23 protein-coding genes and 1 pseudogene are annotated in these 22,798 nt (G+C 62.3%); 3 read left to right on the top strand and 21 right to left on the bottom strand.

Annotated features, from left to right (window positions below; genetic code table 11):
* The 5 genes and pseudogenes from HP546_RS31775 to HP546_RS09155 form a co-directional block, all read right to left on the bottom strand.
* Nucleotides 1–130 (bottom strand): annotated as a pseudogene (locus HP546_RS31775) (cupin); the annotation flags it as partial.
* A 148-nt stretch (nucleotides 131–278) separates the two neighbouring features.
* The gene (gene hutH, locus HP546_RS09170; RefSeq protein WP_172223232.1) at nucleotides 279–1,802 is read right to left on the bottom strand and encodes a histidine ammonia-lyase; all 1,524 of its coding nucleotides are present in this window, start codon (nucleotides 1,800–1,802) and stop codon (nucleotides 279–281) included.
* A gap of 12 nt (nucleotides 1,803–1,814) precedes the next feature.
* Nucleotides 1,815–2,648, bottom strand: a complete 834-nt coding sequence (locus HP546_RS09165; protein WP_172223229.1) for a glycine betaine/L-proline ABC transporter ATP-binding protein — start codon at nucleotides 2,646–2,648, stop codon at nucleotides 1,815–1,817.
* Nucleotides 2,645–3,496, bottom strand: coding sequence for a proline/glycine betaine ABC transporter permease (locus HP546_RS09160; protein WP_172223226.1), 852 nt, complete (start codon nucleotides 3,494–3,496; stop codon nucleotides 2,645–2,647). Before HP546_RS09160 ends, HP546_RS09165 begins: the two co-directional genes overlap by 4 nt.
* Nucleotides 3,497–3,571: 75 nt before the next feature.
* The gene (locus HP546_RS09155) at nucleotides 3,572–4,540 is read right to left on the bottom strand and encodes an ABC transporter substrate-binding protein (protein ID WP_172223223.1); all 969 of its coding nucleotides are present in this window, start codon (nucleotides 4,538–4,540) and stop codon (nucleotides 3,572–3,574) included.
* Between the two features lie 102 nt (nucleotides 4,541–4,642).
* On the opposite strand from HP546_RS09155, the gene HP546_RS09150 reads away from it, so the two are divergent.
* Nucleotides 4,643–5,557: a LysR family transcriptional regulator gene (locus HP546_RS09150; RefSeq protein WP_172223219.1), complete on the top strand. Its 915-nt coding sequence runs from the start codon at nucleotides 4,643–4,645 to the stop codon at nucleotides 5,555–5,557.
* A gap of 100 nt (nucleotides 5,558–5,657) precedes the next feature.
* Here the strand turns inward: HP546_RS09150 and aroE are convergent, their stop codons facing one another.
* Genes aroE through HP546_RS09125 form a run of 5 tightly spaced genes read right to left on the bottom strand, consistent with a single transcriptional unit; the run spans nucleotide 5,658 to nucleotide 9,496 of the window.
* Nucleotides 5,658–6,476, bottom strand: coding sequence for a shikimate dehydrogenase (aroE, locus tag HP546_RS09145; protein WP_172223216.1), 819 nt, complete (start codon nucleotides 6,474–6,476; stop codon nucleotides 5,658–5,660).
* Nucleotides 6,473–7,705, bottom strand: coding sequence for a CaiB/BaiF CoA-transferase family protein (locus tag HP546_RS09140; protein ID WP_172223213.1), 1,233 nt, complete (start codon nucleotides 7,703–7,705; stop codon nucleotides 6,473–6,475). Before HP546_RS09140 ends, aroE begins: the two co-directional genes overlap by 4 nt.
* Nucleotides 7,702–8,157, bottom strand: coding sequence for a MaoC family dehydratase (locus tag HP546_RS09135; protein WP_172223209.1), 456 nt, complete (start codon nucleotides 8,155–8,157; stop codon nucleotides 7,702–7,704). Before HP546_RS09135 ends, HP546_RS09140 begins: the two co-directional genes overlap by 4 nt.
* Nucleotides 8,154–8,552 carry a VOC family protein gene (locus HP546_RS09130; RefSeq protein WP_172223206.1) on the bottom strand — a complete coding sequence of 133 codons (399 nt, stop codon included), beginning with the start codon at nucleotides 8,550–8,552 and terminating at the stop codon, nucleotides 8,154–8,156. Before HP546_RS09130 ends, HP546_RS09135 begins: the two co-directional genes overlap by 4 nt.
* A complete protein-coding gene (locus HP546_RS09125) occupies nucleotides 8,549–9,496 on the bottom strand; it encodes a ketopantoate reductase family protein (RefSeq protein WP_172223203.1) in 948 nt (315 codons plus the stop codon). Before HP546_RS09125 ends, HP546_RS09130 begins: the two co-directional genes overlap by 4 nt.
* A gap of 93 nt (nucleotides 9,497–9,589) precedes the next feature.
* Here HP546_RS09125 and HP546_RS09120 point away from each other — a divergent pair, with 93 nt between their 5' ends.
* Nucleotides 9,590–10,504: a LysR family transcriptional regulator gene (locus HP546_RS09120; RefSeq protein ID WP_172223200.1), complete on the top strand. Its 915-nt coding sequence runs from the start codon at nucleotides 9,590–9,592 to the stop codon at nucleotides 10,502–10,504.
* Nucleotides 10,505–10,585: 81 nt separating this feature from the next.
* Here the strand turns inward: HP546_RS09120 and HP546_RS09115 are convergent, their stop codons facing one another.
* The gene (locus HP546_RS09115; protein ID WP_172223196.1) at nucleotides 10,586–12,559 is read right to left on the bottom strand and encodes a choline BCCT transporter BetT; all 1,974 of its coding nucleotides are present in this window, start codon (nucleotides 12,557–12,559) and stop codon (nucleotides 10,586–10,588) included.
* A 304-nt stretch (nucleotides 12,560–12,863) separates the two neighbouring features.
* Here HP546_RS09115 and nhaA point away from each other — a divergent pair, with 304 nt between their 5' ends.
* The gene (gene nhaA, locus HP546_RS09110; RefSeq protein ID WP_172223193.1) at nucleotides 12,864–14,231 is read left to right on the top strand and encodes a Na+/H+ antiporter NhaA; all 1,368 of its coding nucleotides are present in this window, start codon (nucleotides 12,864–12,866) and stop codon (nucleotides 14,229–14,231) included.
* Between the two features lie 222 nt (nucleotides 14,232–14,453).
* Here nhaA and arsH read toward each other — a convergent pair whose 3' ends face one another.
* The 10 genes from arsH to HP546_RS09060 all read right to left on the bottom strand — a co-directional run.
* Nucleotides 14,454–15,155, bottom strand: coding sequence for an arsenical resistance protein ArsH (arsH, locus tag HP546_RS09105; protein ID WP_172223189.1), 702 nt, complete (start codon nucleotides 15,153–15,155; stop codon nucleotides 14,454–14,456).
* 12 nt (nucleotides 15,156–15,167) lie between these two features.
* A complete protein-coding gene (locus HP546_RS09100) occupies nucleotides 15,168–15,638 on the bottom strand; it encodes an arsenate reductase ArsC (protein ID WP_172223172.1) in 471 nt (156 codons plus the stop codon).
* Nucleotides 15,639–15,666: 28 nt separating this feature from the next.
* On the bottom strand, nucleotides 15,667–16,950 hold the full coding sequence (locus HP546_RS09095) for an arsenic transporter (protein WP_172223169.1): 1,284 nt from the start codon (nucleotides 16,948–16,950) through the stop codon (nucleotides 15,667–15,669).
* A 21-nt stretch (nucleotides 16,951–16,971) separates the two neighbouring features.
* Nucleotides 16,972–17,319 (bottom strand): metalloregulator ArsR/SmtB family transcription factor, encoded by a 348-nt coding sequence (locus HP546_RS09090; RefSeq protein WP_172223164.1) that lies wholly within the window; start codon nucleotides 17,317–17,319, stop codon nucleotides 16,972–16,974.
* A gap of 115 nt (nucleotides 17,320–17,434) precedes the next feature.
* Complete coding sequence (locus tag HP546_RS09085) at nucleotides 17,435–18,799, bottom strand: ATP-binding protein (RefSeq protein WP_172223159.1); 1,365 nt, start codon at nucleotides 18,797–18,799, stop codon at nucleotides 17,435–17,437.
* The gene (locus HP546_RS09080) at nucleotides 18,796–19,458 is read right to left on the bottom strand and encodes a response regulator (protein ID WP_172223155.1); all 663 of its coding nucleotides are present in this window, start codon (nucleotides 19,456–19,458) and stop codon (nucleotides 18,796–18,798) included. The genes HP546_RS09085 and HP546_RS09080 overlap by 4 nt, the downstream gene beginning before the upstream one ends.
* A gap of 2 nt (nucleotides 19,459–19,460) precedes the next feature.
* Nucleotides 19,461–20,102 (bottom strand): hypothetical protein, encoded by a 642-nt coding sequence (locus HP546_RS09075; protein WP_172223151.1) that lies wholly within the window; start codon nucleotides 20,100–20,102, stop codon nucleotides 19,461–19,463.
* Nucleotides 20,099–20,905 carry an SDR family oxidoreductase gene (locus HP546_RS09070; protein ID WP_172223147.1) on the bottom strand — a complete coding sequence of 269 codons (807 nt, stop codon included), beginning with the start codon at nucleotides 20,903–20,905 and terminating at the stop codon, nucleotides 20,099–20,101. Before HP546_RS09070 ends, HP546_RS09075 begins: the two co-directional genes overlap by 4 nt.
* On the bottom strand, nucleotides 20,892–21,572 hold the full coding sequence (locus HP546_RS09065; RefSeq protein ID WP_172223144.1) for a TenA family transcriptional regulator: 681 nt from the start codon (nucleotides 21,570–21,572) through the stop codon (nucleotides 20,892–20,894). Before HP546_RS09065 ends, HP546_RS09070 begins: the two co-directional genes overlap by 14 nt.
* Nucleotides 21,573–21,580: 8 nt before the next feature.
* Nucleotides 21,581–22,798: AMP-binding protein (locus HP546_RS09060; RefSeq protein ID WP_172223141.1), on the bottom strand; the 1,218-nt coding region annotated here is incomplete at its 5' end.

Raw genomic sequence — 22,798 nt, 5'->3', positions numbered from 1 at the left:
CATTGTCATGGGCAGGCTCCACCCGTTGCAGCCGGTAAAGCAATACGGGAAAACGGCTGTTGGGCGTTGCCCCGTCGTCCTCGAACCGCAAGGCTTGCATGGGCTGGGTGCTGCTGTCGATGGCGAACATGAGGGCATCCTGATCAGGCTGACGATATCCTTGAGAAGCCATGCCTACCCCGAGGTTCCTGTGGGGTGACCACGTACAGCCCGTGCTGCCCCTGCCGTCGCTCATCAAACTGCAACAGGCCAGGAAGTTCGCCAGCTGCCTACATCTGTCACAGCAGCCCGGGGAAAGCAGCGCCAGGCAGGCTGGGGTCCTTCAGGATCGATGCACTGCTGGCGATATCCGGGGCCAGCCAACGGTCCTGGGTGTAGGCCGGGACCCGTTCGCGCAACAACCGCCAGGCAATGTGGGTACCTGCGCCAAAGCGCTGCTCTTTGAAGAACTCGAAAGCCTGGGCGGCCAACAGGTATTCGATGGCAAGGATCTGCGTGCAGTTCTGCAGGGCGCGGTGCAGCTTCAAACCGGCATTGGTGCCCATGCTCAGATGATCCTCCTGCAGACCGGAGGTGACGTAGTTGTCGATGACCGCCGGTTGCGCCAGCTGACGGTTTTCTGCACAGAGAGAAGCGGCGACGTACTGGACAATCATCATGCCCGAGTTCACACCCGGCTGGCTAACCAGAAAGGCCGGCAAACCGCTGACCAGCGGGTTGATCAGGCGATCGAGACGACGCTCGGCAATCGCCCCGATCTCGGCCACCGCGATGGCCAGCAAGTCGGCCGCCATGGCCACCGACTGGCCATGCGGATTCGCCTGCGAAACCACCCGATACGACTCGGGTGTACCCAGCAATATCGGATTGTCGGTGGTGGAGTTGAGTTCGGTTTCGATCTGCCGCGCGGCGTGGTCCAACTGGTCGCGCGCGGCACCATGAACCTGCGGGATCGAGCGAATGCTCAAAGCGTCCTGGGTGCGAATGCCATGGCTGCCGGCAATGATTTCGCTACCGTCCAGCAGGCGACGCAAGTTGCTGCCCACCCGCTGCATGCCAGGGTGGGGTTTCAGCGCGATGATTTCTGGGTCGAAGGCATCGAGTTGGCCGCGCAGGGCCTCGAAGCTCATGGCGCTGATAACGTCCGCCCATTGGCTCAGCCGGGTGGCATCGTCCAGGGACAGGCAGCTCAGACCGGTCATGCAGGGCGTACCGTTGACCAGGCACAGACCATCCTTGGCACCCAGTTTGACCGGTGCCAGTCCGACCTCGGCCAAGGCTTGCTGCGCTGGCACGATCTGGCCGCGATAACTGACCTGGCCGACGCCCAGCAAGCTGATGCTGATATGGGCCATATGGGTCAGATACCCCACCGACCCCTGTTTCGGCACCTGCGGGGTGATGTGCTGGTTGAGCAGCGTCAGCAGCGCCTCGACCACCTTGCGCTGAAGGCCGGAACGGCCCTGGCAGAAGTTGATGATCGCCGCGCACATGATCGCCCGGGTCTGTTCGTCCGACAGCGCGGCACCCACGCCACAGGCATGGCTGAGCAAGGTGTTGTGCGACAGCTGGCTGAGTTGTTCGTCCTGTAACGAAACATTGCACAAGGCGCCAAGCCCGGTGTTGACGCCATAGGCGCGGTCACCGCTGGATACGATGCGCTGGACAATCGCCTGGGCGTTATCGATCCGCGCCCAGGCCGATGGGGCCAGCTCAAGCTTCGCTCCATGCCGGGCCACAGCCACCACGTCCTGCCAGCGAACGGGCGCCTCGGCGATGATGATTTTTTCGGCAAACGACATACTCGCGGGTCCTTAAAGCGAAGCTACGCGACGCTGCACGAAACGATCGACGTATTCGTCCGCAGGCTGGTAGAGGATTTCTTTGGGCGTGCCGACCTGGATCAGGCGCCCGTCCTTGAGAATGGCAATTCGGTTGCCGATACGCACCGCTTCGTCCAGGTCGTGAGTGATGAAGACGATGGTCTTGTGCAGGGTCTTTTGCAGTTCCAGCAACTGGTCCTGCATTTCGGCGCGAATCAGTGGGTCGAGCGCACTGAAGGCTTCGTCCATCAGGATGATATCGGTGTCGGCAGCCAACGCACGCGCCAGGCCGACGCGCTGGCGCATGCCGCCCGACAGCTGGTGCGGGTACGATTTTTCGTAACCCTTGAGGCCCACGGTGTGGATCCAGTGCAGGGCACGCTCTGTGCACAACGCTTTGCCCTCGCCACGGACTTTCAACCCGTAAGCGACGTTGTCCAGCACGCTGCGGTGCGGCAACAGGCCGAAGCTCTGGAACACCATGCTGATCTTGCGCCGGCGGAATTCGCGCAGGGCTTGCATGTCGTATTGCAGGATGTCCTCGCCATCGACCAGGATCTCGCCGCTGGTCGGGTCGATCAGGCGGTTGAAGTGACGCACCAGGGTCGACTTGCCCGAGCCTGACAGGCCCATGATCACGAAGATCTCGCCGCTGCCGATGGACAACGAGAGATCGTTGACCCCGACCACGCAGCCGGTTTCGGCCAGCACCTGCTCCTTGGTCTTGTTCTGGCGGATCAGTTTCAGGGCATCTTCGGCACGCGCACCGAATATCTTGAAGACATGGTTGACTTCGATCTTGTTCATCGTCTGCTTGGCGCTCATTTGCCCACCCCATGCCGTGGCCGGCCATAGGCCTGGGTAATGCGGTCGATCACAACCGCCAGAATCACAATGGCCAGCCCCGCTTCGAGGCCGCGGCCGACATTCAGGGTCTGGATGCCGACAAGGACGTCTTCGCCCAAGCCACGGGCACCGATCATCGACGCGATGACGACCATCGACAGGGCCATCATGGTGGTCTGGTTGATACCGGCCATGATGCTCGGCAACGCCAGCGGCAACTGCACGCCAAACAGTTGTTGCAGCCGGTTGGCACCGAACGCATTGATCGCTTCCATGACCTCGCCATCCACCTGGCGAATGCCCAGGTCGGTCAGGCGAATCAGTGGCGGGGCGGCATAGATGACAGTGGCGAAGATCGCCGGCACCTTGCCCAGGCCGAACAGCATCAATACCGGGATCAGGTACACGAAGCTGGGCATTGTCTGCATGATGTCCAGCAGCGGCATCAACACCGCCCGCAGGCGATCGTTGCGCGCCGACAGGATACCCAGCGGAATGCCGACCAGAACCGAGATCAGCGTTGCTACCAGCATCAGCGCCAGGGTCTGCATCAGCTTGTCCCAGAGCCCGACCGCACCGACCAGGAACAGCAAACCTACGATCACCGCGGTGGGTACGACTCGACGGGTGGCGTGCCAGGCAATACCGCCGACGATGGCCAGCATCAGCCACCAGGGTGTTGCGCGCAGCAAACCTTCGAGGTTGACGATGGCCCACAGCAGGGTCTCGGAAATGTGCCGGAACACGTCACCGTAGTGAGTGACCAGCGCATCAACCCAGCCATTGACCCAGTCGGCAATGGAAAACGTGAAGTTTTTCGGGAACATGGATTTCTCTCGAGCAAGTGCATGAAGCGGACTGCTAGGTGGCACGCCCGGCAGGCGCCGGACCCGTCCACGCCCTCAGAGTGCCGCGTCGACCTTTTTGGCTGCGTCTTCGCTGACCCAGCTGTGCCAGACTTCGGGGTGCTCCTTGAAGAACAACCTGGCCAGTTCCGCCGCCTCGATACGCTCCTTGCTCATGCGTCCCAGGTTCTGATTCAGCAGATCGACCGGCAGATTGACCTTTTCCAGCACAGCCACCAGTTCTGGTGCCTGCTCGTGGAAGGCCTTCGACACACCCACCTTGATGGTCACGGATTTATCCACGCCTGGGTGCTCGTCCAGCTTGACCAGGTCGGCCTGGCCCATCAGCGGGGTTGGCGACCAGTAGTAGAAGAGGATCGGCTCGCCACGCTTGTAGCTCGACAGCACGGCGGCATCCAGTGCCGGGCCGGTGCCCGGGCGGAAGTTGGTGTAGGTGTTCTCCAGGCCATAGCGCTTGAGCATTTCGCTGTTGTCCAGCTCGCAGGTCCAGCCGGCCGGGCAGTTGTAGAAGCGCCCCTTGTCCGGTTCTTCGGGGTCCTTGAATACCTGGGCGTATTGCCCCAGGTCGGCAATGCTCTTGAGGTTCGGTGCTTTGGCTTCGAGTTTGCGCCTGGCATCGCCTTCGATCACATAGCGCGGCACATACCAGCCTTCGACCGCGCCAGCCACCGGCGAGCCGACGCCGACGACCTTGCCGGCGGCCGCCGCCTTGTTCCAGACCTCGCTGCGCCCTACCCACTCCTCGGCGAACACCTGGATATCGTTGCTGCTCAGGGCGTTTTCCATGGAGATGGAGTTACCCGGCAGGCTGTCGGTGTCACAGCCGTAGCCATTTTTCAGCACGAACTGCATCACCTCGGTGAGCAGCATCCCGCTTTCCCAGTTCAAACCGGCGAACTTCACCGGCTTGCCCGACTCGCACCAACCGGCCGCCTGGCTGACGCCGGCGGACGCCAGCAGCCCTAAAGAAAGTGTCGTGGTCAGCAGAGCTTTTGTAATTGTCATTGTGACGCTCCCAAACAAGATGATCACTGCGCAGGAGAAATATTTCACAACCTCAAAAAAGGATAAAATAATAAGTCCTGATGCATCACCACGGAAAAACCTATGAAGTTCACACTGCGACAGCTTCGCTACGCGCTCGCAGCGGCCAAGCACGGAAACCTGACCACTGCCGCCATGGAGCTTCATGTTTCACAGCCTTCCATTTCGGCGGCCATCACCGAACTGGAGGAGGTGCTGGGTCAGTCGATCTTCATACGCCAGCGTGGCCTGGGGATATCGCTGACCCCGTTCGGTCGTACGGTCATGGTCCAGGCCCGCCGCGTGCTGGCAGAGGCCCAGACCTTTGCCGAGATCAATGCCAACGCAGGCGAGTGTGTCGGTGAACTGGTAGTCGGCTGTTTTGAAGACCTGGCGCCGTATTGCCTGCCACAAATTGTGCGACGGATGCAGGAGTCCTGCCCAAGGGTCACGGTCGACATGCGCGATGGCAGCTTCGATTATGTTGGCAAGCGGCTCAGCGAGGGGGCGATAGAACTGGCCATCACCTACGATCTGGGTTTACCAGCGAACACGCATTGCACCCAGCTGTGTCAGCTGACGGCCCAGGTACTGCTGGCGGCCGATCACCCGCTGGCCAAGCAGTCGCGCGTCAGTCTCAAGGCGCTAGCTGAATACACCCTGGTAGTCACCGATCAGGTCCACAGTTGGCAACATGTGCTGGATCTGTTCAGCTTTTACGACCTTTCACCCGCCGTTGTGCACCGTGTACGCACCTTCGAGTTGCAGCGCAGCCTCGTCGCCAACGGGTTTGGCGTGGCGCTGATCTACACCCGGCCATTTGGTGACCGTAGTTATGATGGTCATGCGCTGGTGTGTCGGCCGACTGAGGAAAAACTGCCAACCCACAGCATCGTACTGGCGCATGACCAGCGCTATCCGCTGACGCCTTCGGCTGAGGCGTTCAAGGCGCTGGCGGTGGCATGGTTCGCCGAGCGACCATCGTTTGCATCTGAATGAACAACAGGCTGGGCGAACATCACTTCCGTGATGTCCGCCTACTGGGGGTTTCGGATCTCTACGCCGTGTTTCGAGAAAATGTTGGGCCGACGACCACGGCTTACTCCAGCGCAATGGTCAGTCGATCGATCACGCCACGGGTTTCAGGTCGTACCCCTCGCCACCAGGCGAAAGCTTCCGCCGCCTGCTCGACCAGCATGCCGACGCCGTCGGCCATGCGCGCTACACCTTGCGCTTTCGCCATACGCAGAAACGGCGTCAGGCCTTTGCCATACGCCAGCTCATACGCCAGGCGCGTCTCGGCCAGTACGCCCTTGGGTAGCGGCGGCAGCTCACCCGTCAGGCTGGCGGAGGTAGCGTTGACAACGATGTCGAAACCCAGCCCTTCCAGCTCTTCGTAGCGACTGATGCGCAACCGTGGGTGATTCAGTTCGTTGCGTAACGTCAGTGCCTTGGCCATATCGCGGTTGGCAATCACCAGCTCGCGAGGCCCGGCCTGCAAAAACGGCAGCAACGCACCGCGAACGGCGCCGCCGGCGCCGAGCATGAGCACGCGCGTATCACGCAGAGGTTCGCCGAGGTTTTCTTCGATGTCCCGCAACAAACCGATACCGTCGAAGTTCTCCGCCAGGATACGACCATCCTCGAACTTCAGCGCATTGGCCGCCCGTGCCAATTGGGCCCGCTCGCTGCGCCGATCGGCCAGCTCGAAGGCCCGCAACTTGAACGGCGCGGTGATGTTCATGCCCCGCCCGCCGTCACGACGAAAATGCAGCACCTGGGTTTCGAAATCATCCAGCCCGCCTTCGATGGCGCCGTACTCCAGCGCCTGGCCGCTGGCCTCGGCGAACAGGCCATGAATCAAAGGGGACTTGGTGTGGTTGATCGGCCGGCCGATCACTGCGTAGCGGTCGCTCATCGCGCAACTCCTTGAGTAAACAGCACACCGTCTGCCTGCATGGCGGTGATTTCTTCAGGGCTGAAGCCAAGCCCGGCAGCGACTTCGGCATTGTGCTGGCCGAGGTCCGGGGCTACCTGGTGGATGGTGGTGTCGCAGTCGGAAAATCGGAACGGCAGGTTGGGCAGGCGCAAGGTGCCGTAGCGTGGGTGCTGCTGTTCGATGACCATGTTGCGGGCCTGGATCTGCGGGTCGGCCAGCACCTCGTCAATGCACTGCACCTTGGCACTGGGGATGTCGATGCCATCGAGCAGCGTGAGGATGTCAGCCACCCGGCGCGCGCCAACCCAGTCACGGACCACCGCCAGGATCGTCTCGCGGTGAGCGTTGCGGCCGTTGAGGTGGTGATAGCGGCGGTCGCTACCGAACCCGGGCGGGCCGCCGTTGGCTTCGAGCATGGCGGCGAAGCGCCGCCAGGCATCGTCGACCTGGGCAGCGATCACCAGGTCACCGTCGGCGGCACGGAACACGCCGTACAGGGTCGAGGTGGGCATGTCGTGGCCGGTCTGTTGGGGCAGCACGGTGCCGCCAGACAAGGTGTAGCACTGCACCGCGTATTCGTGCATCGACACCAGGGTGTCATACAGGGCCATGTCGATGTGCTGGCCACGGCCACTGCTCACCCGACCGAGCAGCGCGGCATTGATCGCCGCCACTGCGTGAATGCCGGTGTACATGTCACCCAGCGAAATGCGCAGCAGCGGCGGCGCTTCGCCCGGCACGCCAACCATCTGCATGATGCCGCTCTTGGCTTCGGCGATCAGCCCGAAGCCGGCGCGGTGGGCGTCCGGCCCGGTGTGGCCGTAGGCGGAAATCGAGCAGTACACCAGGCGCGGGTTGCGCGCCGACAGCTCGGCGTAGCCCAGGCCCAGCTTGTCCAGCGCGCCTGGGCGGTAGTTCTCGATGAAGACGTCCGCCGAATCGCTCAGGCGCTGCATGAATGCCTTGCCACGCGGGTCCTTCATATTGACGCTGACGCCCTGCTTGCCCATGTTCAGCTGCAGGAAATAGCCGCTCTGCTGATCGTCCAGGGTAAATGCATGCTGGCGACCGGCATCGCCGCTGCCCGGCCGTTCGACCTTGATCACCTCGGCACCCAGCGCCGCCAGGCAGCGCCCCACATAAGGCCCGGCAAGGAAGTGGCTGTAGTCGATGACGCGGATACCCGCCAAGGGTAATGGCTGACTCATGCTTCTATCCTCCGCGGCACCATCAGCCGGTGCTCGCCACGCTGCACGACGTCGCCGTGCTGGTTGATCAGTTCCGATGGCAGCACCACGATGCCCCAGCCTGGGCGGCTATTGCTGGGGCGCATCGCCCCCACCCGCATGCGCACATGCAGCACGTCATTGACCTTGATCGGCAGCACGAAGTCCCAGGTCCAGCCCAGCGACATGCCCGGCAGGAAGCGGTACTCGCACTGGGTTTTCAGGCCATCGGCGATCGACAAGCCGAACAGGCCGTGGGCCACCAGGCAGCCAAAGTGGCTGGCGTTGGCGTAGGCCTCGTCGACATGCACCGGGGTGTGGTCGCCAGTGAGATCGGCGTAAGCCAGGATGCGTTCGCGGGTCACGGTGTATGTCGGGCTGATGCATTCGTCGCCTTCGCGGGCATCGTCCCAGTACTTTTCAATCACGCTCATGCCTGCACCTGCGCACGCGGGTCGATGGCCAGTGCCTGGGCCACGCATTTCGCCGGCCGCGCCTGGATGAATTCCACTGCCAGGCCGTCTGGCAGGCGCAGCCAGTTGCGGCCTTGAGGCATTTCGCTGACGCCAAAGCGCTGGGCGGCGGTCAATGCCGCCTCCAGGTCCTCGCACATGATGCCCAAGTGCGCCATGCGCCCCTCTGGCCCAGTGAAGTCCGGCTGATGGATGAACTGCAGGCCGCCGAGGGTCCAGTACTGCGCCGGCTGCTCGACGTCGCCCTGCACTTCACGCATGGTCATGCCACATACCTCGCTGAAAAAGCGGATATGCCACTGGATGTCCTGCACCCAGAACGCCACGTGTTCGAGGTAGGCTTTTGCCTGGCTCATGGGGTATCCCTCTTCTGGTGATCGGCCATGGCGCGCTCGATGCCCTTGATGCAGGCCACCAGGGTCGCATTGACCGGCGTGGCCACGCCATGGCGCTGGCCCCAGCGCACGACGGAGCCGTTGATGAAGTCGATTTCGCTGATCGAGCCTTTTTCCAGGCTCTGCAGCATCGAGGTGCGAAAGCTCGCCGGCAGGCCCTCAGCGGCCAAGGTCCAGGCGGCGTCAGGGCTGCTCAGGCTGAGTCGGATGCCAGCGCGCTCGGCCACGGCGATGGCTTCGGCCACGGCGGCCTTGGCGGTACTTTCCAGCAGCGGCTCGCTGTACAGCTGGCCATAGCTGAGCATGGTGATGCCGCTTAATGCGCCGGTGGCGACGTTGACCAGCAGTTTGTCCCACATGGTTCCAAGAATGTTGTCGCTGACCGTGGTGGCCAACCCGGCGCCGTTGAAGACTTCGGCGATGGCCTGCACCCGCGGTGTCAGCTGGCCATCCAGTTCACCGATAAAGGTCTGTTTGCCGGCTACGCCTGCGCGGATCGAACCGGGCGCCAGCAGCACGCCACCGACATAGGTCTTGCCGGCCAGCACCCGCTCACGACCGACGGCGTCGGCCAGGATGTCTTCGTGACCGAGGCCATTCTGCAGCGACAGCACCAGCGTCTGCGGCCCGATCAGCGCGGCAGCACCGGCGATGGCCTCGGCGGTGTGGAACGACTTCACCAGCACCACCACCAGGTCGGCCACGCCGACATCTTCGGCTTCGATAGCAGCGTTGACCGGTATCTGCCGCTCACCTCGTTCGTCGTGCACCTGAAGCCCGTGCAGGTTCATCGCCTCGACGTGCGCCCGGCCGCGGTTCAACAACCAGGTTTCATGCCCCGCCTCGCTCAGGGCCGCACCAATGGCGCAGCCCAGGGCACCGGCGCCCAGAATGCAGATTTTCACGTCGCAGACCTCCTGTGGTTTGCGACTACCTTATGCAGCGAGGGTTATTTGCGCTATACAATGGCTTCAATACCATCATTGAGATTCGCAATAATGAAAGCGCTGGAGGCCCTGCCCGAACCCAAGCTGCTGCAGCTGTTCGACGTGCTGTACCAGTGCCGCAGCGTGACCCGCGCCGCCGAGCAGTTGGGGCAGAGCCAGCCGACCATCAGCATCTGGCTGGCGCGCCTGCGTGAACAGTTGAGCGACCCGCTGTTCGTGCGCACGCCTGGCGGCATGGCCCCTACCCCACGCGCAGACCAGTTGATCGGGCCGTGCCGCGAGGTGCTGGAATCGCTGCGGCGGCTGACCGCCTGGGAACCGCAGTTCATCGCCGGCACAGCGCAGCGGCGCTTTCGCCTGTGCGTCAGCGATGCCAGCCATATCACCTTGCTGCCGAGCATCCTCAACCACCTGCGCAACCATGCCCCCGGCATCCGCCTGGAGGCAGCGCGCATCGATGGCAATACAGAGAGCGCGCTGGAATCGGGCGAAGCGGACCTGGCCATCGGCTTCGTACCCTGGCTGGGTGGAGGGATGTACCAGCAGGTGCTGTTCGAGCAGGACTGGGTGTGCCTGAGCAACCCGCTGCATCCCCGCCTGGGCAAGGGCATGAACTTGACCCGCTACCGCGCCGAGGGGCATGTCCAGATCAGTTTCGGCACCGGGCAGAAGCTGCTGGAGGCAGGATTGGCGCGGGCCGGGATCGAGCGGCGGATCATGCTGGAGCTGCCGGCGTTTCTCGGGTTGGGGATGATAATCGGCACCACGGATCTACTGGCCACCCTGCCGCGGCATATCGGGCAGACACTGGCTGACATGCATGGGCTACGGGTGCATGACTGCCCGTTTGCGGTGGAGGGGTTCACAGTCAAACAGCATTGGCATGCCCGATATCATCAGGACAGTGGCAATCGGTGGTTGCGGGAAGTCGTTCGTGGGCTGTTCCAGCCGGCAAGCCAGTCGTGATGTGGTTTCGACTTTGATAGATGTGATTACAGCAGGCCAACCGCCCTGCCCTGACGAAGCCAGGGCAGGAGCGAATCAACGTCAGCTCACCACGTGCAGGTAATGCAGGTGGCGCTCGTACTGATCCAGGATGTCGCCTATCACGTCGTCGCGGCTCCAGCCCATGATGTCGTAGTCCTGGCCGCCTTCGCGCAAATGCACTTCGGCGCGGAAATACTTGCGGGCATCGCCGCCGTCTTCGGTATCGCGCATGACGAAGCTTGGCGTATTGAATGCCCGTGGCCGTACTTCGTAAAGGAAACGCCCCTCACCGGCATGGGAGAGTTCGAGCGTAACCCGCCCATCGTCGCGTTCACCCACATTCACGTCGTAACCTTGCTTGCGCAACTCTACGGCGACCTCGTCACAGGCGGGCTTTACCACCTCGGCGATGAAGCGGGTCACATGGGCCCGACGCGGCATCATGGCGATACTGCGCAGTCGACGCTGCCAGCCTCCGTGCGGGTCACGGCCATGCCGGGGGCCAGGCAAGGCCTGATTACGCAACCCCCGGCGAGTGGCATCCAGACTGAGCGCCTTGAACAAGCCCCAGATCGAGATCAGCAAGATGGCAGCGAACGGCAAAGCACTCGCGATGGTCGCCGTCTGCAACGCCTTGAGCCCGTTGGCCAGCAACAACGCGATCGCCACCGCGCCAATGCTGACTGACCAGAAGATACGTTGCCACAGCGGTGAATGGCCTTGCCCGGACGAAGCCAGCATATCCACTACCAGCGCACCGGAGTCCGCCGACGTCACAAAAAACACCACAACCATCAGCACCGCGATCAACGAAACGACGCTGGAGAACGGGAAATGCTCAAGGAAGGCAAACAGGGCAAGGGAACTGTCTTCACTGACCACCGCTGCCAGCTCCTTGACGCCATCGTTGAGGATCATATGAATTGCCGAGTCGCCGAACACGGTCATCCACAGCAGGGTGAAACCCGCGGGCACGAACAGTACGCCGCAGACGAACTCGCGAATGGTCCGGCCTCGAGAAATACGTGCGATGAACAGGCCCACGAACGGCGACCAGGACAACCACCAGCCCCAGTACAACAAGGTCCAGCCACCGATCCAGTCAGTAGGCTCATACGCGTAGAGGTTGAAGGTTTTGTTGACGATGTCGGACAGATAGGCGCCGGTATTCTGTACATAGGTCTGCAACAGGAACACCGTGGGCCCTAGCAGCAGCACGAACAGCATCAGGATAACCGCCAGGCTCAGGTTGAGCTCGGAGAGGATGCGAATCCCTTTATCCAGACCGCTGGCCACCGAGAGCGTCGCCAATGCGCAGGTGGCGGCGATGAGGGTGACTTGCACGGTAGTGTTCACTGGCAAACCGAACACGTAGTGGAAACCACTGTTGATCTGCAATACCCCATAACCCAACGAGGTCGCCACGCCGAACACTGTGCCGAGAATGGCGAAAACATCGACGGCATGCCCGATAGGGCCGTAAATCCGCTCGCCGATCAGCGGATAGAGCGCCGAGCGCAAGGTCAAGGGCAGGCCGTTGCGAAAGCTGAAATAGGCCAGAATGAGCGCGACGATGGCGTAGATTGCCCAGGCATGCAGGCCCCAATGGAAAAAGGTGATTTTCATCGCTTCACGGGCCGCGGCAACGGTGCCGGGATCACCTACGGGCGGCGTGGTGAAGTGCATGACCGGCTCGGCCACGCCAAAGAACATGAGGCCGATCCCCATGCCAGCCGAGAACAGCATGGCAAACCAACTGCTCTTGCGGTAATCCGGCTCACTGTGGTCCGGGCCCAGCTTGATATCGCCGTAACGGCTCACGGCCAGAAACACCACACTGATCAACACCAGCGCTACAGTGAGAATGTAGAACCAGCTGGCATTGGTGATGATCCATTGCTGGACTTGCTCGAAGAGCGTCTGGGCGTGCTCCTGAAATGCAGTGGCGTACAAGACCAGAAGAAAGATGAGGATTGCGCTGCTGTAGAAGACGGGTGGGTTGAGGGTGCTCCTCGGTTTGGGGGCTGCAGTCATTACGGCAGTTCTCCTTGTAAGGCGATGTGCACAGCGCGCCTGAATACGCCGACATTTCCCAAGGCTAGCAGGTCGGTAACTACCCGCTTGCCTAGCTCCATAGGCTCGAAACCAACATAAACCCTAACGTTCGCAGGAAAAAATCTCAAATCACCACCGTGCCGCCTGGGACTGGAAGCCCCAGTTTTTTTTCATTTGAAGGCGGTTGTTCGGTACACTAGCCGACGGGTGCCAACTGCATAGTGCAGGGGGGCAGGTTAAAGAACAGCGCAGGTCGGGCCGCCATGCGGGAGTACTTGCGCCTATGCATAACACAGAATTGCCTCGCGTCCAGGCACTGGCCGAGCGTGCCTTCGCCAACCTTGAGCGTTTCCTGCACATCGAAGCGGTCAGCGGCATTGTCCTGCTGGTTGCCGCTGTGGCTGCCCTGATCTGGGCGAACTCTCCGGCCGCAGACAGCTATGAAGCCCTTTGGCATACCCCCTTGACGATCGGCGTGGGCTCGCTGGTCTATTCGCAGTCACTGCACTTCTGGATCAATGATGGCTTGATGACCATCTTCTTCCTGGTCGTGGGCATGGAGATCCGTCGCGAGATCCACGAGGGCGCACTGTCCAGCTTGCGCCAAGCCACGCTGCCCATGGCTGCCGCCCTCGGCGGCGTAGCGGTACCCGCCCTGCTCTACCTGGCGTTTGGCCACGCGCCGGCAGAGCAACAAGGCTGGGCTGTGCCGACGGCTACGGATATCGCCTTTGCAGTAGGTGTGTTGGCGCTGCTCGGCAAGTCGATCCCATCGAATGTGCGGGTGTTTCTGCTCGCTCTGGCAATCATCGATGACATCATTGCCGTGCTGATCATCGCCTTCTTCTACTCGGGCGGCCTTGATTACAGCGGTTTCGGCGTTGCGGCAATCGGTCTGTTGATGGTGATCGGGCTGCAGAAGATGGGTGTGGGTTCTGCCTACGCCTACCTCATTCCTGGTGTGATCACCTGGCTGGGCATCTTGCTGACCGGAGCCCACCCTACCCTCGCTGGCGTTGTGCTGGGCCTGATGACTCCGGTCAAGGCAATGCCGATGCGTGAGCGCCCGCTGGATGCCATTACCCGCTTCACCGGAGAACTGCTGGGGCGTGCCAAGTCGCCTGAGCAGGACGCCAGCGACCTTATGGACCCGTTGAAACGGCTGCGCCTGGCCCAGCGCGAACTGGTACCGCCGGTGGTGCGCATGCAGGGTACCCTGCACCCTTGGGTCGCCTTCGGCATCATGCCGGTATTTGCCCTGGCCAATGCCGGAGTTAGCCTCTCGGGTGTCGACCTGTCCGCCGAGGGCCCCCAGTGGGTCATGATCGCCGTCGTTGCCGCGCTGGTCGCTGGCAAACCCGTGGGCATCGTCGGCGTCAGTTGGCTGATGGTCCGGTTGGGCTGGTGCGTGCTTCCCGCCGAGGTCAACTGGCGCAGCATTACCCTGGTCGGGCTGCTGGCCGGCATCGGCTTCACCATGTCGATTTTCATCGCCAACCTTGCCTTCGTCGACCCTGGTTCACTAGGGGCGGCGAAACTCGGGGTTCTGGCCGCGTCGGTGGTGGCGGCTGTGCTGGGCTTGAGTTGGGGTGTGTGGTGCAGGCGAGGAGCAGTGTCTGCTAACAGCGCAGGCTCAGCCACCCAGCGCTAATCCTGGTCAGGGGGCGTCCTGGGCCTTCAGCTCAGGCTTGATCGCACAACTTGAACGCGATGGTACCCACCAGTTCAAGGTGATTTGATCGAACCCATGCCCCCCGTGCGCTAATGCCAGTCAGTCAAGGCCAAAGGGGCTGCTGCGCAGCCCCAATGGCTTAGCTGACTGACGGGAGATGAGCGTGTTCAGGTTTCTGGTCATGTGTTCCCATACTTCGCCTCAGATCGAGCGCTGGTTCACGCGCATGGAAAGCTGTTCGGCGCTTTCTTTGCGTTCCGAATAACGATCCACCAGAAACTGCTGGCGATCACGTAACAGCAGGGTGAATTTCACCAGTTCTTCCATGACGTCCACCACGCGATCGTAGTACGCCGACGGTTTCATGCGGCCTGCATCATCGAACTCCAGATAGGCCTTGGGCACCGACGACTGGTTGGGGATAGTGAACATGCGCATCCAGCGGCCCAGCACCCGCAGTTGGTTGACTACGTTGAACGATTGCGAGCCACCGCAGACCTGCATCACCGCCAGTGTCTTGCCCTGGGTGGGGCGCACGGCGCCAAGCGCCAGGGGAACCCAGTCGATCTGGGCCTTGAACACGGCAGACATTGCGCCGTGACGCTCCGGCGAGCACCAGACCTGGCCTTCCGACCACAGCACCAGATCACGCAGCTCCTGCACCTTGGGATGCTCCACCGGCACGTCGTCAGGTAGCGGCAGGCCAGAGGGATTGAACAGACGCGTCTCGGCGCCGAAGTGCTCCAGCAGGCGCGCTGCTTCTTCTACCAGCAAGCGGCTGAAGGAGCGCTCGCGGGTCGACCCATATAGCAACAGGATGCGCGGCTTGTGCGCGCTGGCGGGGATTTCAGCTGGCGGCAGGTCGAACAGCGAGAGATCGAGATTAGGCAGTTGCTCGGACATGTTTCCTCCTGCTCAGAGAGCACCAATGCGATCCAGCTCGCGTTTGAGCTGGTCGCGGCCAAGGATGTCGAAAGGAAGAGCGAGGAACGCCCGGCAGCGCAACTCGATGCGGGCCAGGGTGGCGTGGAATGCAGCGTCGATCGACGCTTCGTCAGCCACGACATCGGACGGATCCTCAAGCCCCCAGTGCGATTTCAGTGCAGGGCCGAAATACACCGGGCAAGCTTCACCGGCAGCCTTGTCGCAAACGGTGATGACGATATCAGGAGGGCAACCCTCGAACGCGTCATTGCCCTTGCTGCTCAGCCCATCCGTCGCGATGCCGGCATTCTGCAAGGTGGTCAGGCTGCGCGGCAACACCTGGCCTTTCGGAAAGCTGCCGGAACTGACGGCTTCAAATCCGTGAGGCGCCAGGTGATTGAACATGGCCTCGGAAAGGATACTGCGGCAGCTGTTGGCTGTGCACATGAACAGGACTCGCATGGGGGGCTCCTCCGCTTCGTGGCGGATGTCAGAGGCTAAGGCGCAATGCCAGGGCCGAAAGGGTGATCAACAGAACTGGCAGCGTCAGCAGGATGCCGACCTTGAAGTAGTACCCCCAGGTGATGCGCATGCCTTTGCGCTCCAGCACGTGCAGCCAGAGCAGCGTGGCGAGGCTGCCGATGGGGGTGATTTTGGGGCCGAGATCGCAGCCGATGACGTTGGCGTAGATCATCGCTTCACGCACCAGCCCTTGCGCCTCGCTGGCCTGAATCGACAAGGCGCCGACCAGCACGCTGGGCATGTTGTTCATGACCGAAGACAGCAATGCAGCGATCAACCCGGTGCCGATGGCGGCGCTCCACAGCCCTTGCTGCGCAAGGCGATCGAGCAGTTGGGTGAGCATATCGGTGAGACCGGCGTTCTTCAGCCCGTACACCACCAGGTACATGCCTAGAGAGAAGACCACCACCTGCCAGGGCGCTTCGCGCAGGACACGACGGGTTGAGATGCGATGCCCGCGAGCGGCGACGGCAAAGAGGATTGCCGCACAAGTTGCAGCTACCGCACTGATCGGAATACCCAGTGGTTCCAGGGCGAACAGGCCGATCAGCAATACCACCAGTACCCAGCCACCGACGTTGAAGGTCGCGCGGTCATGAATCGCCTCGCTCGGCGGCTTCAGGGCCGCGACTGTGTAATGTCTCGGGATATCACGGCGGAAGAACAGGAACAGCACCAGTAGGGTTGCGGCCACGCTGACGAAATTCACCGGCACCATCACCGAGGCGTATTCGCTGAAGCCGAGCCTGAAATAGTCGGCCGAGACGATGTTCACCAGATTGGAGACTACCAGCGGCAGGCTCGCCGTGTCGGCGATGAAGCCGGCGGCCATGACGAAGGCTAGCGTCGCGGCGGGCGAGAAACGTAGCGCAAGCAGCATCGACATGACGATGGGCGTGAGTATCAGCGCCGCACCATCGTTGGCGAACAGCGCTGACACCGCAGCACCGAGCAGCACGCAGAACGCGAACAATCGATAGCCACTGCCGTTTGCCCAGCGTGCCACGTGCAGCGCGGCCCACTCGAAGAACCCCGCCTCGTCCAGCAGCAGGCTGATGATGATGACGGCGATGAAGGTGGCGGTGGCGTTCCAGACAATGGCCCACACGGTCGGGATGTCATGCAGCGAAACGGCACCCGCCGCCAGGGCTATGAGGGCACCGAGCGCGGCACTCCAGCCAACGCCAAGCCCCTTCGGTTGCCAGATGACCAGGATGAGGGTGAAAACAAAGACGGCGATTGCGACCAGCATGAAGATCTCGCTCGATGTGGGTCAGCAGCAGGCAGCGTCACGGACGGGGCGGCCGTCCATGTTCTGCAACCGAAGCGAGTTGCCTGCCAGCCACTGTGAGTTGGCCTGCAAGGTCATCTGCAGCATTTCATGCACCCAGGCGGGAAGCTCCGGGTTAAGGCGGTAGTACACCCACTGCCCCTGGCGACGATCCAACAGCATGCCATTGCTGCGCAGCTGCGCGAGGTGGCGGCTTATCTTGGGTTGGCTGTCGTTCAGCGCGCACATCAGTTCGCAGACACACAGTTCACCGAGGCTGGCGATCAGCAGGGTGGCGCGAGCACGGGTCTCGTCGGATAGGCTCTTGAACACATCGGGCGGGGTAATCATGGCGGCACCAATACATATGGATAGCCGAATATACGGATTTACATATGTCATGTGCAAGGATTTCTAGAACAATCATCAAACCGTACAGGGCCAGATGCGTGAGAGCGTGGTGGACTCAGTCCACCGGGAGCAGCACCGTGGCGGCTAGCCCACCGCCAGCCCGGTTGTGCAAACGCACGTGGCCACCCAGCCGGTCGACGATGGTCGCTACGATGGACAGTCCAAGGCCTGCACCATTCGGGCTATTACGGCTGTAAAAACGCTCGAATACGCGCGACAGACTCGCTTCATCGATACCCGGCCCCTCGTCCTCGACGACCAGTTCGAAGTGATTGTCCAGGCGCCTGAGTGACACGGTGATGCGGCCAGCGGGCGGTGAGTGCTCCACCGCGTTGGACACCAGGTTCTGCAGGGCAATGCCCAGGGCGCCGGCATCGATCGCCAGGTGATGGTCGCCTTCACCGATGTCCAACGAGGGCTCAAGCCCGCGGTCCAATATCCACGGGGTCAGGTCAGCCAAGGTCTCGGTGACCACGGCGGCCAGGTCGACCTGTGTGCTCGCGCGCTGCCCCAACCTTGGCTCGACACGGGCGAGCGTAAGTAACTGGTTGACCACCCGGGTGAGCCGGTCGACCCCGCCCATCAGAAAGCCCAGCGCCTTTTGCCGCTCGGCATCGCTGCTGGCCTCCAGCGCGTTTTGCGCATGCAGCCGCAGAACGGCCAGGGGTGTACGCATTTCGTGGGCGGCATCGGCAATGAACCGATGCTCACGCCGCAACAAGTCCTCGATCTGCGCCAGCAAGCGGTTGATGGCGGCCTGCATGGGCTCTAGCTCCGAGGGCAGCGGCACCAACTGCAGCGGCTCCAGCGAATCGGCGTGACGCCCACGGATGACGTTGGCCATGTTCTGCAACGGCCGCAATCCCCAGCCGATAGCGGCCCAAACCAGCAGTGCCAAGGCCAGGCTGCCGAGCAGAAACGGGAACAGGGTGTGCCGAACGATGCGGTCGATAAGGTCGTAGCGCACATCGTCGCGCTCGCCTACCCAGATCACCCAATGCCGTTCCGGTACCGGCAGCACAAAGCCGCGCCACTGCTTGCCACCACTGGATAAATCGTAAAACCCGGGGGCCGTCGGTGGAGGGTCGATGCTCGGCGCACTGGGTGTGTGCACTATCAGGCCAGCGCCGTCCTGCCAGACCTGGAAGGCCAACTTGCTCTCGTAGGGGTGGCCTACCCGATGGTGACCCGCCTGTGCCAATGCCACGTTGAATGCCTGGTACATCGCTTCACGCGAGCCACTTTGCACCGGCAGGCTCATGACGCCTTGCAGCAAGCGAGCGTTCTGGGCCAGGTGCGCGTCGTACACTTCGTTAATTTCATGACGGCTGTCGTGATAGTTATAGAGTGCCAGCAGGCCGGAACCCAGCAGCAGCAACAGCATCACCCGCCACAGGGTGCGCTGGCGCAGCGAGCTCATGCCTTGGCCTCGACCAGGTAACCAATGCCACGCACCGTGCGAATGAGGCCGTTGAACAGCTTCTTGCGCAGGTGGTAGATATTCACCTCCAACGTATTGCTCTCGGGCTCCTCATCCCAGCCATACAGCAACTGGGTCAGGCGTTCACGGGTGAAAACCTTGCCGGGTTGCGCCAGCAACTCATGCAGCAGCACGTACTCCTTCGGGGTCAGTACCACTTCAACGCCGTGGTAGTGAACCTGCTGGGTGGCCGGGTCGAGGCTGACCCCGGCATGTTCGATCAACACCTTGGCGCGCCCGGCGCTGCGGCGCAGCAAAGCCCTGAGGCGCGCCTTCAACTCGTTGAGGTCGAACGGCTTGACCAGATAGTCGTCGGCACCTGCATCCAGGCCGGTGATGCGATCGTCGAGGGCATCCCGTGCGGTGAGGATCAGCACCGGCAGGCTGTCGCCGCCGGCGCGTACCCGCCGCAGCAGTTCAATGCCATCCATGCGGGGCAATCCCAGATCCAGGATCACCAGGTCGAAGGTCTCGTGCTGCAACGCATGCAAGCCACTGACACCGTCCCGCAACCAGTCGAGGGTATAGCCCTGCTGGCGCAAGCCGTCACAGATCCCTTCGCCAAGCGCGATGTCATCCTCAACCAGCAATAGCCGCATGTTCAGTCCTGTTTGTCCTTGATCGCCTTGAGTAAAGCATCGATATCGGCCCGGCGGCCCTGGTCAGCCAGCTCGCGCCCCGGCCGGGGCGGTGCCTGCAAAGCCTTTTGCAGGGCTGCGGTAGCCTCCGGGTAGCGCTTCTGCCGATACAGATGATCAGCCCAGAAATAGTTGCTGTCGATACCGTTGGGGTTGATCTGCAAGGCTTTGCGCAGCATCTTGTCGGCCATCTCGGTATCACCGAAACCAATCGGCCAGCCGGGCACTTGATCGTACAACGTGCCCAGGCTGGTATAGGCGGAGCCCTGCAGGGCGTTGGGGTCCAGCTTCATGGCCTGCTCCAGGCTTGCCCTCGCCGCCTTGACCTTGCCCAGTGCCCCAAGGCCACCGGTGGCGCCCGCCCAACTGCTGTTGATGATGCCATCCCAGATCAGTGGCTCAGCTGTGCCGGGGTATTGATGCACGAATGCCGCCGCGTCACCCGCCAGTTGTTCGAAGGCGTCGGCGCGCTTGTCCTTGGGTAACTGGTACTGGATCTGTGCCCAGCGCTGCTGCAGCTCGCTCAGGTGCTGCGTACCTGCCTGGTCCAATGCCCAGGTAACGGGGGCGAAGGCCAGCAAGCTGGCAATAAGCAGTCGCTTCATTTGATCGATTCCTTGGAGTGGCTACCGATGTAGCGGCGGATGACAGGCAGTTGTTTGCGCAGTGCTCGATCGACCACCCCCGGCAACATGCCGTTGATGCGCACGAAGAGCTTTTCCGGCCAGCCCAGGTACAGTTCGCTGCGTTCTGACTGCACCGCCTCGAGCACTGCACGGGCGACATCCGCCGGGTCGTCCATGCCGACCTTCAACGCCTGATTGAGCGCTGTTGCAGCGCTGCTGTTCATCGCCGTACGCGTCGCCCGGGGCGCTGCATAGAGCACATTCACCGTGGTATCGGCCAGCTCGCGGCGAAGCGCTTCCGAGAAGCCGCGCAGCGCGAACTTGCTGGCGCAGTAGGTGGCATAGCCGGGATAGCCGATCGAGCCATAGGTGGAGCCGACATTGACCACCAATGCCCTGGGCTGGGCGCGCAGCAACGGCAGGCAGGCGCGCGTCAGTTGCACAGGGGCCTTCAGGTTGATGTCCAGCAACTCGTCGAGTGCGTGCTCGTCCAGTTGGTCGAGCAAGGCGAAGCGGTTTACCCCGGCAGCGTTGATCAGCACATTTACGCCACCCATTTCGCGAGCCCGACCGACAACCTGCTCGCGCCCTTCCCGGGTACGCAGGTCGGCGGTCTGCCAACGCAGACGGTCCGGGTAACGGTTCATCAGGCCGGCCAGCTTGCCCATGTGCCGGCTGACCGCCAGCACCCGGGCACCCGCCGCGCACAGTTGTTCGGCCAGCTCCAGGCCGATGCCACCACTGGCACCGGTAAGAATCACCACGGACTCAGGCAAACGCATGGCGCACCTCGTGCTGCCCGGCGCGTGGCAGGCCTTGGAACATCTCGGTGTACAGACGGTAGACGATCCTGGCAGCGTGAATGACGGCTAGCTGGTCACTCTCATCATCGAGGCGGTCCATCAGCTGTTTATAGGTCACCATGTGGTCCTGGTCGAGCGCACCATGGGAGCTGAGGTAGCTGAAGGCCTGCTCAGGCAGGGCAAGCGTACTTTGGATAGCGCCCGCAGCCTGGGTAGCCAAGGCGATGCTGGTGCCTTCGAGCACATTGACCATGCCAAACAGCCCTACCGGGTTGCCACGGGCGATCAAGTCGTAAAGGTAGGCGACCATCAGCTCGATCGATTGCGCTGGCCGACCGTCACGTACGGCCTCCCAGTTGCCGCCGCAGGCCTTGATGTCGTTGAGGATCCACTGCTCGTGGCCGTACTCCTCCTCTATGTATTCGCACACGGCACCGCGCAGCCACTCCAGGCGCGACGGCAGACGCGCGCCACACGCCATCATCAGCGGGACGGTGTGGCGCACATGGTGATAGGCCTGGGTGAGGAAGGCGATGTAGCTGTCCAGGCTGACCTGGCCGACCAGCGCGTCCCGTATGACCGGCACGGCGAACAACGCGTGACGTTCCTGGGTAGTTTGTGTTTGCAGAGTGTCGAAAAAGGACATGGTCAACCTCACAGCGAAATGTCGGATAACAGGGTGTGATAGCGCTGCAGGATCGCCTCGCGTCGCGGGCGGCCGTTGGCAGTCAAGGTTTCGTCACGGTCGCTCAATGGCGCGGGAAGACGGCGCCAGGTATGCACCCGGGCGTAATCGGGCAATTGCGCGTTGCTGTTTTGTACGGCCTGTTCGATGGCCTCATCGCTGGCCGTGGGGTCCAGTGGCCAGAGCAGTGCCAGGTTGCGCGGCAGGCCTTCGCCATGCACGAACGCCTGGGCAATCACGCCGCCTTGGGTGAGCTCGGACTCTACCCATTCCGGGTTGACGTTACGCCCGAAACTGGTGATGAACTGGTGCTTCTTGCGTCCGTCCAGGTAGAGGTAACCCTCTTCGTCGAGGTGACCCAGGTCACCCGTTGCCCACCACTTGTCGCTGACAGGTGTGTCCCCCAGGTAGCCCAGCAAGGTCGAGCCGGCCACAAGCACCTCGCCATCACCCGAGATGCGCACCTGCACATGGGGCAACGGCTTGCCAACGCTGCCAGCGCGCACAGCCCCTGGGCGGTTCAGCGCCACCACCGAGGCGCACTCGGACAGCCCGTAACCCTCGAACACCGGCAAGCCCACCGCCTCGGCCCGGGCCAGCAGGCTGGGGGATACGCGAGCGCCACCCACCGCCACGAACCGCAGCGGACCCACACGCATGAGCCCGCGCTCGATGGCAGTGACCAACCCCATCAGCAACTGCGGCACAAGGATCAGGCTGTGCGCGCCACTGAGCGCAATTGCCGCCAGCAAGCGCGTGAAATCCACCTGGCTTGCCCCGCCCATGCCCAGCTGTTGCTGCGGGTAGAGCTGGACGCAGGCGCCCGCAATGAGCGCGGCGTAAACGCCCAGGTTCTCCAGCAAGACACCCAGCGGCAGTACCGCCAGGTAATGCTGCGGCTCGGCGGGCCGGCTGGCAGCCTCCAGTTCACGCGCCACCCGCAGCATGGTCTCAGCCCCCAGGCACACGCCTTTGGGTGCCCCGGTGCTGCCAGAGGTATAGGTGATCTTTGCCGTGCCCGCCGGCATCGCAATGGCGCCGTGCGCTCGCCTCCAGAAGTCCCCTGGCTGATGCTGGGCAAAGCCTTGCTCGAGTAGCTGAGCCGTCCATGGTTGTTGGCACAGAACAATCGTGGCACCACTCTGCCTCAGGCAATGTCGGAACTGAGCCGCGCTGAAGAACGACGG

This window comes from Pseudomonas sp. CM25 (assembly GCF_013179705.1).
GTDB lineage: Bacteria > Pseudomonadota > Gammaproteobacteria > Pseudomonadales > Pseudomonadaceae > Aquipseudomonas.
Note: the sequence above shows the minus strand (reverse complement) of the source record. Positions and strands in the feature narration are given on the sequence as shown.